An 18,316-nucleotide genomic window follows, 5' to 3' on the forward strand; every position below is an offset into this window, starting at 1 on the left:
AAGGAACCTATAATAGACTTTAAAAGAAAAAATAGGTACTTGTCAAATAGTAGTATCGGTAGAAGATTTGAACTAGGAAATTGATTGAATCTAATCCATTGGAAATGTTATAATATTGTTAAAGGATTTAGGATTATATGAACGACCAAGAACGCTTATTAACTATATTTTTACGATTACAGTCTGGCGCACATTTAGCTAAGACTCAGCTTGCAGATGAATTTGGTGTTAGTGAAAAGACTATACAACGAGATTTTTCTCTCCTGTCCGGTTTCTTAGATACACAACCGATGGTTGCAGCAGAACTTGCCTACGATACGAGGCACCATACTAGGTATCTAAAAGGAAAATCTTTATTTAATAAAAAGGATATTCTTGTAATTTCAAAGATTTTACTAGAAAATCGTTCTTTGAATAAGGAAGAAAACAAGTCATTACTTGATAGTTTATTGGCACTTATTTCAAAAGATGAGCAAAAAGAAGTTTCCAGTATTATTGCAAGTGAGTTGCTAAATTATGAACCATTATCAGACACACAAAATCGTATTGATAAGGTTTGGGAATGGTCTGAACTGATTCGTAAGGAGTTGGTCTTAGACATTGATTATCAATCTCCTTATAATACTAAAAAGAGACATACAATTTTTCCAGTTTCTCTTTACTATGATACTCATTATTTTTACATAGTAGCCTATAATTTACTATTTGATTCTTATATGACTTTAAAATTAGATAGAATACTTGGTTGGGTAGAATCTAAAAAAGAAAAACCTTCTCTTTCATATGGAAGAAAATTTCGCGATGGAGAAATTCGTAATAAACGTGTAGATCCATTCATAGGAAAAGAGTTAAAGATCAGAGTCCTATTCGTCAATGATCCAGCAATTGTTGTTGATCAATTCCCAACAGCAAAAATTATTGAAAAAACATCAAATCGCAATATTATTGAATTTGTGAGTCAAGATACACCAGGGCTGAAGAGGTGGTTGTTGAGTCAAGCGGAATCCCTAACGGTATTGTCTCCTCAATCATTAATCGATGATGTAAAAACTCTTATTAAGAGAATGCAAGAAAATTATATTGACTAGATGTTTGAGAGCGACTAAGAGAAATTGATAACTCGAGAAAAGCAGTAGTTCAAGTGAAATGCAAGAAGGCAAAGGAACTTGACGCTTTAGAATTTAAACAATATGTAGATGAAGGTTATCTAGTATATTTATATGCTCCTAGAGTGATAAATTTAGATAAGATTGAAAATGTAGTTAGCATAGGGGACAACGATTTGTTAGATTTCTATAAGAAGTATAAGCTAATTCTTACAGACCTAAACTATTCATATGTTTAAAAAATACTGATTCAAATTTTATGAAATTAATAAGTAAAATTAGTTCTAAGAAAACGTGGTTTACTCTATCTTTAAAACAACTGTGAACTGTTTTTTCAAAACCAGGCATTAAGAACGATAGTAAAGCATCAAATAATAGAAGAATAAAAACTAATATAAAAAAATCCCATCAGAATATTTCTGGTGGGATTTTTGGTGGGGAACCAATCAATTTTGATTGATTTTTAACCTTTTATAATAACTGAAAATGCTGTTAAATCAACCATTTCACTTCAAATCATGTTTATAAATCATTCCCACTCTACAGTTGCAGGTGGTTTGCTTGTGATATCGTAGACGATGCGGTTGACGTGGTCAACTTCGTTTACGATACGGACTGAGATTTTTTGGAGAACTTCCCATGGAATCTTCGCAAAGTCAGCCGTCATTCCATCGATAGAAGTGATAGCACGAATGGCGATAGTGTAGTCGTAGGTACGGCCGTCACCCATAACACCTACTGAACGAACGCCTGTGTTAACCGTGAAGTATTGCCAAATATCGCGGTCGAGACCTGCTTTAGCGATTTCTTCACGGAGGATAGCATCAGATTCACGAACGGTTTCGAGTTTTTCTTCAGTGATTTCTCCCATAACACGGATGGCAAGACCTGGTCCTGGGAATGGTTGGCGCCATACGATGTGGTCTGGCATACCAAGCTCAGTACCAAGGGCACGAACTTCATCTTTATAAAGAGTATTCAGTGGCTCGATCAGTTCAAACTGCATGTCTTCTGGAAGTCCACCCACATTGTGGTGAGACTTGATGGTTTGAGCAGTATCCGTACCAGACTCGATCACATCAGTGTAGAGAGTTCCTTGCGCCAAGAATTTCACATCTTTGAGTTTACTTGCTTCATCATCAAAGACATAAACAAATTCATTACCGATGATCTTCCGTTTTTTCTCAGGATCAGACACACCAGCCAATTTATCAAGGAAACGTTTAGCAGCATCTGCTTTAACGATGTTCAAACCAAACTTACCACCAAGCATATCCATCACTTGATCAGCTTCGCCTTTACGAAGAAGACCGTGGTCTACAAAGATACAGATCAATTGATCGCCGATGGCTTTTTGAAGGAGAACCCCAACAACGGAAGAGTCAACACCACCTGAAAGACCAAGAAGGACACGTTTGTCTCCGACGGTTTCACGGATTTTTTTGATCTGCATGTCAATGAAGTTGTCCATGGTCCAGTCACCTTTAGCCCCACAGATGTTCAAGGCAAAGTTACGCAAGATGTCATAACCGTGAACAGAGTGACGAACCTCAGGGTGGAATTGGATTCCGTAGATTTTCTTGTCTGGATTTTCAATCGATGCAAATGGACAGTCAGCAGAAGTACCAGTGCGGATAAAGTCAGCCGGAATTTCTGTAACAGCATCCCCGTGGCTCATCAAGACCAATTGTTTGTCTGGTGTGCCGGCAAAAAGAGCAGAAGATTCTGTCAAAGTCAGTTCAGATTGACCATATTCGCGGTTACCAGCATCACCTGCAGGAACGACCTTCCCACCCAATTTATGGGTTAACAATTGCATCCCGTAACAGATTCCAAGGATTGGAATACCGAGTTCAAAAATTTCAGGATCGATATCAAAAGAACCTTCCTCGTATACAGAGTTTGGTCCACCTGAAAGAACGATCCCAACTGGATTGATTGCACGAACTTCATCAGCAGAAATCTTGTGGCTCTTCAACTCTGAGAAGACTCCAATTTCACGAATCCGACGTGAAATAAGCTGATTGTATTGGCTACCGTAGTCAAGCACGATGATTTTTTCAACATCATGCAAATCAGTTGATAGGTTTGTCATCTTATCCCCTTCTTAAAGAAATTTACTTTCCTCTATTCTAACACAAAAGCCTTGTCTTTACCAATCTCTGATTGAAGAATTAGGAATTTTACGCTACAATAGAGATAACACAGAGAAAGAGCAAGGTTATGATTCCAGCTTACATTCAAATTCATGATCAGATTAAGTCTGAGATTGATCAAAAAATATGGAAAATCGGGGAGCGTCTTCCCAGCGAACGCGATCTAGCTGAGAAATTTCAAGTGAGTCGGATGACTCTTAGGCAAGCTATTACCCTTCTGGTCGAAGAAGGAGTGCTTGAAAGACGGGTTGGAAGTGGTACCTTTATCACTAGCACGCGCGTCCAAGAAAAAATGCGGGGGACAACCAGTTTTACAGAAATTATGAAATCGCAAGGCAAGGAACCTTCTAGCCAAGTGATTTCATACCGGAAAACCATTCCTAGCCTCCAAGAAGTGGACAAATTGGGCATTGATAAGACAGAGACCATCATTCGGATGGAGCGGGTCCGGTATGCCGATGGGATCCCTGTCGTTTATGAAGTAGCCTCTATTCCAGAGAAATTTATAAAGAATTTCAATCGCGAAGAGGTTACCAGCCATTTCTTCCAAACCTTAGAACGTCATGGTTATAAGATTGGAAAGTCGCACCAGACCATCTATGCGCGATTGGCCAAGGATAAGATTGCGGACTATTTACAGATTTCAAAAGGGCAGGCTATTTTAGGTCTGACACAGGTTTCCTATTTTGAAGATGGGACGGCTTTTGAGTATGTAAAAAGTCAGTATGTCGGCGAGCGGTTCGAATTTTATTTAGAAAATAACTAAGCTCGCAAATCGTAAAAATAGAAAACTCTTCAAATGTGTGAGAGCTCACTCTCTTTGGCATTTGGGAGCTTTTTTTGGTTGAAATCATTCTTTCTAAATAGTGATAGTACGGTCAAAAATAAAAGATTTAAAAAAATTTTATTTTTTCTTCAATTTTTGATTTTTTTTACGAATTAATAGATAGAAGCAGGTTTTAAAGCTTAATAAGAGATATAAGGCAGGAAAAAATGAAAAAAATTAAAATAGATGTGGTAGCTGTTCCCTTGAGCGGGCATCTGTACCCAACTTTAAATCTCGTTAAACCCTTGTTAGATGATCCTTCGATGGAGATCCGGGTTTTCACAGGACCTCAGAAAAAGGCCGTTGCAGAAAGTCTTGGCTTCACTGTCGTTCCAATTCTAGAGGACAAAGTAGAAGAATTTGAACGCGCGGCGAATAACGATAAGAAACTCAATCTTTTTTCAGCTTATCGGCAATTATCCAAGAGTCTGGATTTGATTAATCATGTATCAGATCAATTGCTAGAGGAGTGGCGTGTCAACCGTCCAGATATTGTCATTGCTGACTTTATCACTCTATCAGCAGGCTTTGTGGCAGAAGAGTTAGAAATTCCTTGGATTACCACCATGGCAACACAATTTGCAATCGAAACTCCTTATGGTCCTCCTTGCTTCTTCGGAGGGATGGGAGTCGCGCGTACGAAGAAGGAAGAGAAGATCCAAGCACTATGCCGTAAACTCACGCGCATTGGAAAATACTGTGGGGCTTTCCTCTTACGCAAACGCTTAAAACGTTACAATTTCAAGTTGTACAATCAAAATGGAGTGGAGACCATCTACTCTCCTTATGCCATCTTTGGAATTGGGATGATGGAGCTAGAGTTGAAGACACACTTCCCTCATCAATATGCGTGGCTTGGCCCTTTGGGGACTTCTCTTGAAAAAGCAGAAGATTATCCTTTAGACATCAGTTCTTACGAGGACAAGACGAAGGTACTCGTGACATGTGGAACCCAGTTGCCTTGGGCAAAGGAGAATTTGCTAGAACAAACCAAGCAGTTGGCCAAAGAGCATCCAGAATGTCACTTTTTCGTCACCTTAGGAGATGGGGCAAAAGACTTTTCTGAAGAAGATGTAGCACCAAATGTGACGCTCGTCTCTTATCTGCCTTACAAAGAATATATTCCGCAGATGGACTATGTCATTCACCATGGAGGAGCTGGAATCTTTTATCAGTGTATCGAATTTAAAAAACCAGCCTTGATCTTGCCACATGATTATGACCAATTTGACTATGCGATTCGAGGAGTAGAAGCAGGAATTGCCTTTCAAGCTCATCGCAATCGCACCGAAGAGATTCAAGCAGGTTTTAATGCCCTATTAGAAAAAGAATCTTGGGAAAAGTTAGAAAGACTAAACAAACTTTCAAAAACCTACAAGCCGTTGGATACCTTGGAGTTTGAAATTCAACGATTATTAAGACGTGGAACGGATGGGAAACTATGAAAATACTTGTAACAGGTGCGACTGGCTTCCTTGGAAAATATGTGATCGATGAGTTGTTGGCTCACGATTATACCATTGTAGCCTTTGGCCGAAATGAAAAAATTGGGAAGACTCTGGAAAATGATCGCGTCCAATTTATCAAAGGGGATTTGAGCGCTATTGAGGAATTAAGACAAGCCTTTCAGTCTGTTGATGCTGTGGTTCACGCTGGAGCTTTATCCACTACCTGGGGACCTTGGAAGGCCTTCTATCAGGCTAATGTAGTTGGCACTAAAAATGTCCTTGACTTGTGCCGTGAATATGCGGTAAAACGCTTGGTTTACGTATCTTCTCCCAGTATTTACGCAGCTGGAAAAGACCAATTAAACATTAAGGAAAGCGATGCTCCAAAAGAAAATCACCTCAACAATTATATCCGAAGCAAATTGGCGTCTGAAAAACTTTTTTCTGACTATCCGGATGTGCCAAGTATCATCTTGCGTCCTAGAGGATTATTTGGTGTGGGGGATACCAGCATTTTGCCTCGTGTCTTACGCCTCAGTCGAAAAATTGGAATTCCTTTGATTCGAGGAGGAGAGCAGCTGATGGATATGACCTGTGTGGAAAATGTTGCCCTAGCCATTCGCTTGGCTCTGGAAGCAAAAGAAGCACACGGACAAGTTTATAATATTACAAATGGAGAACCAAAGACCTTTAAGTATTTGATCGAAACAACATTAAAGGGATTAGGAGAGCCGATTCGCTATCGGAAAATTCCGGCAGGTCTTATAGCAGGTGCGGCCTATAGCCTTGAAGGAGTGTATCGATTATTCCATCTGAAAGCTGAACCTCCATTGACTCGCTATACCTATTATCTCCTTCGATATAGCCAAACCCTCGATATTCAAAAGGCCCAAACCGAACTTGGCTACTATCCAAAAATGACCATTGAAGAAGGGATTGACAACTATGTCCAACATGATCAAGCGCATTGATTATTTTCCAGCAGGCTATTGTAGCAGTCATTCTGGTCTCTTATTTAAAGGGATTCCGAATGAAAAAATGCAATTTCCAGCAGGTGTCTTTTTGATTCATCATCGTGAAAAAGGCTATATTTTGTATGATACCGGCTATCACTTCGAGATTAAGAAAAAAGCACGGTATTTCTGGTACCGTCTAGCCACCCCAATGCAGATGAAAAAAGAAGACCAGATCGATTATTTATTGCAAGAGCGTGGGATTGATCCAGCAGAAATTACTTATGTGATTCTTTCGCATCTGCACCCTGACCATCTCGGCGGAGCAGCACTTTTTCCAAATGCTCATTTCTTTGTTACCCGGGAAGTCTATGAGGTGTACCAAAAACCGAAATTTAAAGATCTGATTTTTAAAGAGTTTTTGCCAGCTGATTTCAAAGATCGGGTGACTTGTCTCAAAGCAGATCAAAGGCATCCTGCTTTCCCCTATCGCCCGACTGCGGATCTTTTTGGTGATGGGAGCATTCTTGTATCGTCTATTGATGGACATGCGAGAGGGCAAGGTTGTCTTTATCTGGATGAGCTCAAACTCTTCATCGGAGCAGATCTTTCTTGGGGAGTAGACCTCTTGCCTTTCACACGGCAAATGCGTCTCATTCCTTCCTTGGTTCAGGATGATAAGAAGGCTTATTTAAAAGGAGCTGATTTGCTGGAAACACTCTTGCAAGATGGCATTCAAGTTGTGGTCAGCCACGACCCGCAAGATCGGATTGAAAGGATTTTAAATGAAAAAAATAGTCTTTCTGAAAACCTTTATTGAAACCAGATGGTGCCACCGATTCCGTTCAAAAGAGGCCTTGAAGCGATATCAATATAAGCAATTGGCGCGCTACCATGCTTTTATCACTTCTCAGTCTCCCTATTTTCAAACCCATTCTCCCGAATCCTTTGGAACCATGGATAAATCGTTTATGATGACACATTTCAATGAACTCAATACCCTAGGGGTGGATCGAGATCAGGCTTTAGAGATGGCGATTCGCGGAGAACAGACGCGAGATTTTACTGAGATGAATGGAGAAGTAGCAGTAGGCTTGTCTTCTGGGACTTCAGGCCACCGAGGAGTTTTTGTCACCACAGAAAAAGAGAGAAGTATGTGGGCTGCAGCGATCTTAGCCAAGATGCTTCCGAAAGGAAAACTATTTGGTCATCGCATTGCCTTTTTCTTACGAGCGGACAATGAACTTTATCAAACCATTAACTCAGGCCTTATCCGCTTGGAATATTTTGATATTTTCAAGGATAGCAAGGAGCATTTAGAGCGTCTCAAAGACTATCAACCAACTATTGTGGTCGCACCAGCTTCAACCTCGATTGAGTTAGCCAACTATGTCAGCAATCAGCAACTTGCGATCCAACCCGTCAAGGTTGTCTCTGTCGCAGAAATCCTAGAGGAACGAGATGCTGAGACAATCGCCAAAGCCTTTCAACTAGACACGGTTGATCAGGTCTACCAAGCGACAGAGGGATTTTTAGCTTGTACCTGTTCAGAAGGCAATCTACATCTTAACGAAGATATTTTGTATGTCGAAAAAGAGTACCTAGATGATAGCCGCTTTTATCCGATTATTACGGATTTCAAACGAACCAGTCAACCGATCTATCGCTACCGCCTCAATGATATTTTGGTAGAAGAAAAATCTCCTTGCCCTTGTGGTTCCGTCTTTACTCGAATCGCAAAGATCGAAGGACGATCAGATGATATCTTCTATTTCAAAAAAGAAGATGGCAGTAGCCAGATGATCTATCCGGATTTTATTCGACGGTGTATTCTCTTTGTCGAAAATATTCAGGACTATCAAGTAACTCAGTTGGCAGATAGATCCATTACCATTGCCTTGAGTCACCGGACAGAGTCTATTGAGCAAGCGATTTTTGCTCAATTCGAACTCTTAGCTCAGCAAAAACAATTCATTCTTCCAAGTATTCAATTTATCGATTACCAATGGGACCCAACACGTAAATTAAAACGTGTTCAACGACTTCAATAAAAGGAGAATCCTATGACTACTGTAAAAAGACATTTGCAAATTAAAGGCTATGGAACAGCGCTTCCAGCTCATACAGTTTCTTTCAAAGACCAGACTCGTTACCGCGTGAAAGAAGGAGAAGAAACACAGATTGATCTTGCAGCCCGTGCGATCGAAGCTGCTTTAAACCATGCGGGTCTTGAAATGGCAGACATCGACTGCCTGGTTTCGGCTAGTGCAGTTGGTGTTCAGCCCATCCCTTGTACAGCTGCTTTGATCCATGAGCGCGTGGCCAAGGGACTGACGATTCCTGCCATGGATATCAATACTACCTGTACCAGTTTTGTATCAGCCTTAAGCACCATTTCTTATCTGATTGAAGGTGGAGAATACCAACGGGTGCTGATTGTATCCAGTGAAGTAGGAAGCCTAGGGCTTAATCCCAAACAAAAAGAAAGCTTTGAACTGTTTAGCGATGGAGCCGCAGCTTTTATTTTTGAAGCAACAAAAGAAGATAAAGGAATCATTGCTAGCATGCAACGTACCTGGTCAGAGGGAGCCCATGACACCGAAATTCGTGGTGGTTTGACAGCGTATCATCCGAAATTGTACTCTGACTCAACAAAGACTGATTTCATGTTTGACATGAAAGGGAAGAAAATCCTTTTGCTTTCTGCCCGTGTTATTCCAGAAATGTTCCAAGAATTCGAAGAGAAATCAGGCGTTTCTAAAGATGCTGTAGACTATATTATTCCTCACCAAGCAAGTCGTGCCTTACCACTCGTCATGGACAAATTGGGCGTTGGCAAAGACAAGTACCTCAATATTGTCAGTGATTATGGAAATATGGTTTCGGTAGCCGTTCCTTTCGGCCTAGCCTATGCACTGGATCATGGCTATGTGAAGGAAGGAGATACCATCTTCTTGATGGGAACTGCAGCAGGGATGACGGTCAATATGTTGGCACTGAAACTCTGATGATGAATCCTCTCATTTCAAGCTCAAAAAGCTTCAAGTCCCGCTAGTCTTTAGCGGGCTTTTTTGATATAATGAAAGGTATGGAAATTGAGAAAACCAACCGAATGAATGCGCTCTTTGAGTTTTATGCAGCGCTCTTGACGGACAAGCAGATGAACTACATCGAGCTCTACTACGCAGATGACTACAGCTTGGCTGAGATTGCAGAAGAGTTTGGAGTGAGCCGTCAAGCGGTCTATGACAATATTAAACGTACAGAAAAGATTTTGGAAGACTACGAAATGAAACTCCATATGTATTCCGATTACATTGTTCGTAGTCAGATTTTGGATCAGATTTCTGAAAAATACCCTGAAGATCCTTTTTTACAGGAACAAATTTCTGTACTTTCCAGTATCGATAATCGAGACTAATGATTAAATACAAGACAGAACTAGGAGAAAGAGTATGGCATTTGAAAGTTTAACCGAACGTTTACAAAACGTCTTTAAAAATCTTCGTAAGAAAGGGAAAATCTCTGAAGCGGATGTCCAAGAGGCAACCAAAGAGATTCGTCTAGCCCTCTTAGAGGCCGACGTTGCCCTTCCTGTTGTAAAAGACTTCATCAAACGGGTCCGCGAGCGGGCTGTAGGTCATGAAGTCATCGAAACCTTGAACCCTGCCCAACAAATCGTGAAGATTGTCGATGAAGAATTGACTGCGATTTTGGGTTCAGAAACAGCAGAAATTATCAAATCTCCAAAGATTCCAACCATTATCATGATGGTCGGTCTTCAAGGGGCTGGTAAAACAACTTTTGCTGGGAAATTAGCTAATAAATTAGTCAAGGAAGAAAAAGCGCGTCCTTTGATGATTGCGGCCGATATTTATCGTCCAGCGGCCATCGACCAGTTGAAGACCCTTGGTCAACAGATCAATGTCCCTGTCTTCTCACTTGGTACAGAAGTCCCTGCAGTAGAGATCGTTCGTCAAGGTTTGGAGCAAGCAAGAGCCAACCACAATGACTATGTCTTGATCGATACGGCTGGTCGTCTTCAAATCGATGAAAAACTCATGGGCGAGTTGCGGGATGTCAAAGCCCTTGCCGAGCCAAATGAAATCCTCTTGGTTGTCGATGCTATGATTGGTCAAGAAGCAGCCAATGTGGCGCGTGAGTTCAATGAACAACTCGAAGTAACCGGGGTCATTTTGACCAAGATCGATGGGGATACCCGTGGTGGTGCAGCCCTTTCTGTCCGTCAGATTACTGGGAAACCAATCAAGTTCACTGGTACTGGTGAAAAAATCACTGATATCGAAACCTTCCACCCAGACCGTATGTCTGGTCGGATCCTCGGTATGGGGGATATGCTGACGCTGATCGAGAAGGCTTCTCAAGAATACGATGAGAAACGCTCTCTTGAACTCGCTGAGAAGATGCGGGAAAATACCTTTGACTTCAACGATTTCATCGATCAGTTAGACCAAGTTCAAAACATGGGACCGATGGAAGATCTGCTCAAGATGCTTCCAGGTATGGCTAACAATCCAGCCATGAAGAACCTCAAGGTCGACGAACGAGAAATTGCTCGGAAACGCGCGATTGTATCTTCTATGACCCCAGCTGAACGCGAAAATCCAGATTTGTTGAACCCTAGCCGTCGCCGTCGGATTGCCGCTGGTTCAGGAAACAGCTTTGTCGAAGTCAACAAATTCATCAAGGACTTTAACCAAGCCAAACAGATGATGCAAGGCGTCCTCTCTGGCGATATGAACAAGATGATGAAGCAAATGGGGCTGAATCCAAATAATATGCCGAAGAATATGCCTGGCGGAATGCCCGATATGTCTGCCCTCGAAGGGATGATGGGACAAGGTGGGATGCCTGACTTATCAGCTCTTGGCGGAGGCGCTGGAATGCCTGATATGAGCCAAATGTTTGGTGGCGGTCTCAAAGGAAAAGCCGGTGAATTTATGATGAAACGGGCGATGAACAAGATGGCCAAACAAATGCGCAAAAATAAGAAAAAACGGAAATAATCGTTTTCTAATAAGGGCCTGGAACACACTGTTCTGGGTTCTTTTAGAAACTACTACTAGAGGAAACATGTTAAAAAAACTATTTCAACAAGTCATTCGTTTCTTTGCAAGATTGTTTTCTTCGCACAGCAAGCCCTTTGAATTTCCTAAAGGGTCGAAGAAACCACCGATCAGACCAATCATCTTTGTCCCCGGGAGTTCAGCAAGTATCCAGCGATTCAATGGAACCATTCGCATGCTCCATCGCTTTTCTAGAAAAAAGCAAAGTCTCTTAAAAATAAAGGTCAATAAAGATGATTCTATAGAGATGGAAGGAAGACTAAATACAAAAGAGCCGAATCCGATGATTGTGATTGGCTTCGAGAACAATCGAGATGGCTACAGCAATATCAAGCAGCAAATCGAATCCCTTAAGATCGCCATCACCTACCTCCTTGATCACTATTATTTTACAGAGTTCAAGGCAGTCGGGCACTCCAATGGTGGACTAGTTTTGACTGGCTTATTGGAAAGTGGCTTTTTAGAAAAGAAAAAACTGACCGTGAGCAAGCTGGTTATTATTGGTAGTCCTTACCAATTCAATCAAGAAATGTTTAACGATTTTCAAAAATGGAAGCACCGCTTAGAAAAAGAAGTAGAAGTTCTTAATTTTGTTGGTAGCTTTGCTGGAAAATCAGATGGCATCGTTCCTCTCTCTAGTGCACAAGCAGCACAATCTATTTTTGAGAAACAAGCCTATACAGAAGTGAATTTAAACGGTCGCAAGGCTCATCATTCAGCTTTACCCACTAATCCAGATCTAGTGAAACAATTAAGTCTATTTTTGAATCTATAGTGAAATTACATAATTTCGGTTATGTAATTTTTATTTGTCTCTTGCAATCCTTAGGTAAATATGGTACATTTTTGGTAGCGATTACACATACCTAAGGAGGATTTTATGAAAGATCCTAAGTTACTAGAGACAATGAAAGTTTACAAGGGATGGGATGATGTTCCCGCAGATTTTGATGCTTTTTGGAATCAAGCCCTAGCAAAGATTACTGAACTGCCAGAATACAAGCTCGAAGAACGAGATTTCAGCATTCCAAATGTGATTTGATATGAATTAACCTTTAAAGGAACACGAGATGGACTCGTTTATGCGCGGGTTGTTCTCCCCAAAACAGATCAAAAAGTTCCCGTTATTTTCCATTTTCATGGCTATATGGGTCGTTGTTGGGATTGGGCTGATATGTTAGCTTATACAGTAGCCGGCTATGGTGTTGTGTCTATGGACGTGAGAGGGCAGTCAGGCTATTCAACAGACGGTGACCGCTCACCACTTGGAAATACGGTAAAAGGACAGATTATCCGTGGAGCCGTGGAAGGCCCTGATGAGCTCTTTTATAAGGATGTCTACTTGGATCTTTACCAGTTAATTGAAATTGTAGCCAGCCTCCCTCAAGTTGACGACAGCAAACTTGCCAGCTACGGAGCCTCACAAGGCGGTGCCTTAGCCCTGGTTGCTGCTGGATTGAATCCCCGAATCCAACGAACGGTAGCCATTTATCCATTCTTATCAGATTTCAGACGAGTATTAGAAATTGGAAACACCAGCGAGGCCTATGACGAGCTTTTCCGTTATTTCAAGTTCCATGATCCATTCCATGAAACGGAAGATCGTTTGATGCAGACTTTAGCCTATATTGATGTGAAAAATTTTGCTCATCGGATCAAAGGACAGGTTCACATGATTACAGGGCTAGATGATGATGTCTGTTATCCTGAAACGCAGTTTGCTATTTATAATCGCTTAGAATGTCCAAAAGAGCATTTAATCATGCCAGAATATGCTCATGAAGCTATGAACGTTCAAGTCAATGATCGAGTCTATAATTGGCTCTGTGGTAGCATGATTCCATTTCGATATGTAGAAAAATAAGTTAGAGAAGAAAATAATCAGTAGATCCATGAGGTTTGCTGATTTTATTGTGTTTAAAAGGAATCTAGTATAGAAAGAGATACAAAACAGTCCTATAGAACCCCTATAACATCTTTCCGAAAAACTATAATTTTCTTGAAAAATATGTCTAGCTATGCTATACTACTAGTATAGAAAGATTTGGAGAAAAACATGAAACGCGAGATCTTATTAGAACGGATTGATAAACTCAAACAAGTCATGCCCTGGTACGTATTGGAGTATTACCAATCGAAACTGGCTGTTCCATACAGTTTTACGACCTTGTACGAATACTTAAAGGAATACGATCGATTTTTTACCTGGGTCTTGGAATCTGGTATATCGGATGCTGATACCATGTCCGAGATCCCTTTAGACGTTCTGGAGCACATGACCAAGAAAGACATGGAATCCTTTATTCTTTACTTACGTGAACGTCCTCTGCTCAATGCCAATACGACAAAAAACGGGGTTTCCCAAACAACCATTAACCGTACCCTTTCTGCACTATCTAGTCTCTATAAGTATTTGACCGAGGAAGTTGAAAACGAGCAAGGGGAACCTTATTTCTACCGTAATGTCATGAAGAAAGTTGCTACCAAGAAAAAGAAAGAAACCTTGGCTGCTCGAGCTGAAAATATCAAGCAAAAACTCTTTTTAGGGGATGAAACAGAAGGTTTTCTTAACTATATCGACCAGGAGTACCCTCAAACACTCTCAAATCGCGCCTTATCCTCCTTTAATAAGAATAAAGAGAGAGATTTAGCCATTATAGCACTCCTTCTTGCCTCTGGCGTCCGTCTCTCTGAAGCCGTTAACCTAGACCTTCGTGACCTCAATCTTAAGATGATGGTCATTGACGTCACTCGAAAAGGTGGAAAACGAGACTCAGTCAATGTTGCTGCCTTTGCTAAGCCTTATCTCGAGCAATATCTTGCTATTCGAGACAAACGTTACAAGACAGAAAAGACTGATACAGCTTTATTCTTAACCTTGTATCGAGGTGTTCCAAACCGTATTGATGCTTCTAGTGTTGAAAAGATGGTCGCCAAGTATTCTGAAGACTTCAAAGTCCGCGTGACACCCCATAAGCTTCGCCATACATTAGCAACACGTCTTTATGATGCAACCAAATCACAGGTTTTGGTCAGTCACCAGCTGGGACATGCTAGCACACAAGTTACTGACTTGTATACGCATATCGTTAATGATGAGCAGAAAAATGCCTTGGATAGTTTATAAAATTACATAACGTAAATTATGTAACAGCTATTCTATTAGAAAAAGAGCGTAAGATTTTTTATGGAATCTTACGCTCTTTTATACTTTCTATAAAAACTCGATCCAATAGTTACGGTGTGGCTCAATAATGACTGGTTTTCCCCAAAATGATTTTAGATAGGCCAAGTTTGCAGCGGTGACCGGTCTTTTTTCACCATTGTACTTCTCTGCACTTTCTTCCGTTAAAAAGCATTTCACTGCTTCATATGGTGTTCCGTCACTCGCTATTCGATCAATTCCTAAATAAGCAATTTCATCACCGGCCTTCGGAAAATCTGTAAATAGTTTACCAATAAAATAAACCGTCTTATCTTTCATTAATTCATAAGCTTTACTATTTTCCAATCTGTTATTCGCTGCAGCGTACATAATACAAAAGCTATCCACTATATCTTTCAAAGGCATTAATTCTTCTTTGCTAACGATTATTTCCTCAGGAGCAAGACCACCAATGATTAAGTTTTCATAATGAGGTTGCTGGATGACGTTATCTAAAGCCATTCCTAATGGTAGTTGGACAGCTTGATAACCTAATGGTTCTAACTCCTGCTTTTTCTGGTCAAGGTGTTCTTGTGTAATACTGACATTCAAATCATAAGGACTTAAAGATTGTTGCTTTCTAAAAAAAGCCACTACTATACGATCTAACTGTTCAAATAGACCAAGATTTTCCACTGGAATTTTCATCATCGAATATAATCCCCTTTTGTGTTCAGATTTCTTCTATATTGTACACTCATGGTATTTAAATATCAAGTTTAAGATAAAAGATATCCATGTTAAATGGATATCCTTTACTTTATTCCACCACCGCTTCAGCAATTTCCTCTGCAGTGATACCTGCAAAATAACGGCCTAGATTAATGGTTTGAAGGGCTTTGAGGACGTCTTCACGTTCGTATTTGACACCACGAAGAACATCTTCTACTGCTGCAACATCTTCGATACCGAAGAAGTCACCGTAGATCTTGATGTCTTGGATTTTGGATTCAATGACATTAGCGAAGATTTCAACCTTACCGCTTGGGAATTTAGTGCCACGACGGATATTGTATTCAGGAGACTTTCCATAGTTCCAATCCCAGGTACCGAACTTGGTTTCCTTGATACGATTGATTTCAGCCAATTCTTCATCCGAGAAAACATATTCTGTCATCTCAGGATATTCTTTCTTCATGTAGTCCAAAAGCAAGTCACGGAACTCTTCAACCGTGATTTTTTCTGGCAATTCATCGATGATATTGGTCACACGTGCACGAACCGATTTAACCCCTTTAGACTCAAACTTGTCTTTAGAGACCTTGAGAGCATTAGCAAGGACTGACAAATCAACGTCAAAAAGAAGGCAACCATGGTGCATGATCCGACCATTGATGTAAGCTTGGGCATTTCCACAGAATTTCTTGCCATCAATCTCTAAGTCGTTACGACCCGTGAATTCAGCCTTAACCCCAAGTTGAGCCAAGGTGTTGATCACAGGAGTTGAGAAGCTCTTGAAGTCAAAGGCCTTGTTTTCATCTTCTTTTGAAATGATAGTATAGTTTAGGTTGTTCAAATCATGGTAAACAGCTCCACCACCACTAATTCGACGGACTACTTCAATACCGTTTTCGCGTACATAGTCACGGTTAATTTCTTCGATGGTATTTTGGTGACGACCTACAATGATAGATGGTTTGTTGATCCAAAGAAGGAAGATTTGATCTTCATCAAGAAGATGCTTAAAAGCATATTCCTCTAAAGCAATATTAAAAGCAGTGTCGTTTGAATGATTGATAATGTATTTCATAAGATACCTTCTAATACGATAGAGACTGGAAAATAATTCCAGTCTAATCTATCTATTCTTATTTCTTCTTAGGTGAATGGATGGCCATTCCAAGTACATCCGCAAAGGCTTCGTACATCACTTCTGAGAAGGTTGGGTGCCCATGGATGGTCTTGAGCATTTCTTCTACAGTGATTTCCATCTCAATGATAGTTGAAGCTTCGTTGATCAATTCAGCTGCTGCTGGACCAATGATGTGAACTCCAAGAACTTCACCATATTTCTTGTCAGCAATGACTTTAACAAATCCTTGAGCCGCATCTGATGCAATGGCACGTCCGTTTGCGGCAAAATTAAATTTACCGATTTGCACATCATATTTCTCACGAGCTTGTTCTTCTGTCAAACCAACAGCCGCAACTTCAGGAAGTGTGTAAATAGCTGCAGGAGTCAAGTTCAATTTAGCAACATGGTGATTTCCTTTAAGGGCATTTTCAGCAGCAACTTCACCCATACGGAAGGCAGCGTGAGCCAACATCTTAGTACCATTGATATCACCTGGCGCATAGATACCTGAAACAGATGTTTCCATGTATTCATTGACCTTGATACGACCACGATCCAATTCAAACTCCACTTCACCGATTCCTTCAAGATCTGGAACACGACCGATTGAAAGAAGAGCTTTGTTTGCAATGATATCGTCTTTTCCTTCAACCTTGATACGGAGTTTGCCATCTTCTTCAATGATTTCTTGCAGTTTAGTATCTGTCAAGATAGTCATACCCTTGCGCTCAAGGATCAAACGAAGGTTCTTAGATACTTCTGCATCCATGGCTGGCACGATGCGGTCCATCATTTCAATAACCGTTACTTTTGAACCAAAGGTCATGAAGGCTTGACCAAGTTCGATACCAACAACCCCACCACCAATGATCACAAGGCTTTCTGGGACTTCATTCATATCCAAGATGTCATCACTGGTCATTACAAGGGATGATTCCATGCCAGGAACGTTAATCTTGCTGACTTTTGAACCACCAGCAAGGATGATTTTCTTAGTTTCAAGTAATTCAGAGCCATTGACCAAGACATTCTTATCCTTCGTAATGGTACCAATCCCCTTATGAACATCAACTCCGTAGCTACGAAGAAGTCCTGCAACACCACCAACCAAAGTATTTACGACCTTGTTCTTAGTTTCAAGAACCTTGTCCATATCCACTGTGAAGCTAGGATTGTCAATGATGATCCCACGGTTTGCCGCATGACCGATATTTTCAATGATTTCAGCATTATGTAGGTAAGTCTTAGTTGGGATACATCCGCGGTTCAAACATGTTCCACCAAGTTCAGATTTCTCAACAAGGGCAACCTTACCACCCAATTGAGCTGCTTTAATGGCAGAAACATAACCAGCAGGTCCACCACCAATAACAACGATATCATAAGCATCATCGCTCTTATTGTCATCATTTGAAGCACTTGCTGCAGCTGGCACTGGACTCGCTTCTGGTGTTGCTGCTCCAGCTGTTGGGATGTTCTCCCCTTCTTCACCAAGATAACCAATCACTTCTGTTACAGGAACAGTCTCGCCATCCCCTTTCAAGATAGCAATCAGGTAGCCATCTTCTTCAGCTTCCAATTCCATGCTGACTTTATCTGTCATGATTTCAAGGAGAATTTCTCCTTCTTTTACAAATTCGCCGACTTTTTTATTCCACTGAACGATTTGTCCTTCGGTCATATCTACGCCGGCTTTTGGCATAATTACTTCTAAGGCCATTTTATTTCCCTCTTTTTTCT

At 40.8% G+C, this 18,316-nt stretch carries 15 protein-coding genes and 1 pseudogene; 12 read left to right on the forward strand and 4 right to left on the reverse strand.

The features are described from left to right. Window positions 1-137 precede the first annotated feature (137 nt). A complete protein-coding gene (locus WKT08_RS00295; protein ID WP_340279481.1) occupies window positions 138-1,088 on the forward strand; it encodes a helix-turn-helix transcriptional regulator in 951 nt (316 codons plus the stop codon). A 547-nt stretch (window positions 1,089-1,635) separates the two neighbouring features. Here WKT08_RS00295 and guaA read toward each other — a convergent pair. Then, window positions 1,636-3,201, reverse strand: coding sequence for a glutamine-hydrolyzing GMP synthase (gene guaA, locus WKT08_RS00300; protein WP_003012033.1), 1,566 nt, complete (start codon window positions 3,199-3,201; stop codon window positions 1,636-1,638). Between the two features lie 128 nt (window positions 3,202-3,329). Here guaA and WKT08_RS00305 point away from each other — a divergent pair, with 128 nt between their 5' ends. The 11 genes and pseudogenes from WKT08_RS00305 (at window position 3,330) to xerS (ending at window position 14,703) form a co-directional block, all read left to right on the forward strand. Then, entirely contained in the window at window positions 3,330-4,028 is a 699-nt protein-coding gene (locus WKT08_RS00305; RefSeq protein ID WP_003016564.1) for a GntR family transcriptional regulator, read from the forward strand. A gap of 227 nt (window positions 4,029-4,255) precedes the next feature. Next, window positions 4,256-5,533: a glycosyltransferase gene (locus WKT08_RS00310; protein ID WP_340279482.1), complete on the forward strand. Its 1,278-nt coding sequence runs from the start codon at window positions 4,256-4,258 to the stop codon at window positions 5,531-5,533. Next, window positions 5,530-6,507 (forward strand): NAD-dependent epimerase/dehydratase family protein, encoded by a 978-nt coding sequence (locus tag WKT08_RS00315; RefSeq protein WP_340279483.1) that lies wholly within the window; start codon window positions 5,530-5,532, stop codon window positions 6,505-6,507. Before WKT08_RS00310 ends, WKT08_RS00315 begins: the two co-directional genes overlap by 4 nt. Further along, a complete protein-coding gene (locus WKT08_RS00320) occupies window positions 6,482-7,309 on the forward strand; it encodes an MBL fold metallo-hydrolase (RefSeq protein ID WP_023918122.1) in 828 nt (275 codons plus the stop codon). The genes WKT08_RS00315 and WKT08_RS00320 overlap by 26 nt, the downstream gene beginning before the upstream one ends. Then, window positions 7,275-8,540, forward strand: coding sequence for a F390 synthetase-related protein (locus WKT08_RS00325; protein WP_340279484.1), 1,266 nt, complete (start codon window positions 7,275-7,277; stop codon window positions 8,538-8,540). The genes WKT08_RS00320 and WKT08_RS00325 overlap by 35 nt, the downstream gene beginning before the upstream one ends. Before the next feature lie 12 nt (window positions 8,541-8,552). Further along, window positions 8,553-9,497, forward strand: a complete 945-nt coding sequence (locus WKT08_RS00330; RefSeq protein ID WP_049473213.1) for a 3-oxoacyl-[acyl-carrier-protein] synthase III C-terminal domain-containing protein — start codon at window positions 8,553-8,555, stop codon at window positions 9,495-9,497. Window positions 9,498-9,577: 80 nt separating this feature from the next. Further along, window positions 9,578-9,910 carry a putative DNA-binding protein gene (locus WKT08_RS00335; RefSeq protein ID WP_003016592.1) on the forward strand — a complete coding sequence of 111 codons (333 nt, stop codon included), beginning with the start codon at window positions 9,578-9,580 and terminating at the stop codon, window positions 9,908-9,910. 34 nt (window positions 9,911-9,944) lie between these two features. After that, complete coding sequence (gene ffh / locus WKT08_RS00340) at window positions 9,945-11,516, forward strand: signal recognition particle protein (RefSeq protein ID WP_201089168.1); 1,572 nt, start codon at window positions 9,945-9,947, stop codon at window positions 11,514-11,516. A gap of 67 nt (window positions 11,517-11,583) precedes the next feature. Continuing rightward, the gene (locus WKT08_RS00345) at window positions 11,584-12,351 is read left to right on the forward strand and encodes an alpha/beta hydrolase (RefSeq protein WP_340279485.1); all 768 of its coding nucleotides are present in this window, start codon (window positions 11,584-11,586) and stop codon (window positions 12,349-12,351) included. A gap of 105 nt (window positions 12,352-12,456) precedes the next feature. Then, window positions 12,457-13,440, forward strand: a pseudogene (locus WKT08_RS00350) (acetylxylan esterase). 192 nt (window positions 13,441-13,632) lie between these two features. Then, window positions 13,633-14,703 carry a tyrosine recombinase XerS gene (gene xerS, locus WKT08_RS00355; RefSeq protein ID WP_118095161.1) on the forward strand — a complete coding sequence of 357 codons (1,071 nt, stop codon included), beginning with the start codon at window positions 13,633-13,635 and terminating at the stop codon, window positions 14,701-14,703. Between the two features lie 87 nt (window positions 14,704-14,790). Here xerS and WKT08_RS00360 read toward each other — a convergent pair whose 3' ends face one another. From WKT08_RS00360 to lpdA, 3 genes are all read right to left on the reverse strand, one after another. Further along, window positions 14,791-15,432 carry a hypothetical protein gene (locus WKT08_RS00360; protein WP_340279486.1) on the reverse strand — a complete coding sequence of 214 codons (642 nt, stop codon included), beginning with the start codon at window positions 15,430-15,432 and terminating at the stop codon, window positions 14,791-14,793. A gap of 109 nt (window positions 15,433-15,541) precedes the next feature. Then, entirely contained in the window at window positions 15,542-16,531 is a 990-nt protein-coding gene (locus WKT08_RS00365) for a lipoate--protein ligase (protein WP_340279487.1), read from the reverse strand. A 58-nt stretch (window positions 16,532-16,589) separates the two neighbouring features. After that, entirely contained in the window at window positions 16,590-18,296 is a 1,707-nt protein-coding gene (gene lpdA, locus WKT08_RS00370; protein ID WP_031573220.1) for a dihydrolipoyl dehydrogenase, read from the reverse strand. Between the last annotated feature and the right edge of the window lie 20 nt (window positions 18,297-18,316).

The organism is Streptococcus sp. HCA-5024 (genome assembly GCF_037890265.1).
In the GTDB taxonomy this organism is placed as follows: domain Bacteria; phylum Bacillota; class Bacilli; order Lactobacillales; family Streptococcaceae; genus Streptococcus; species Streptococcus lingualis.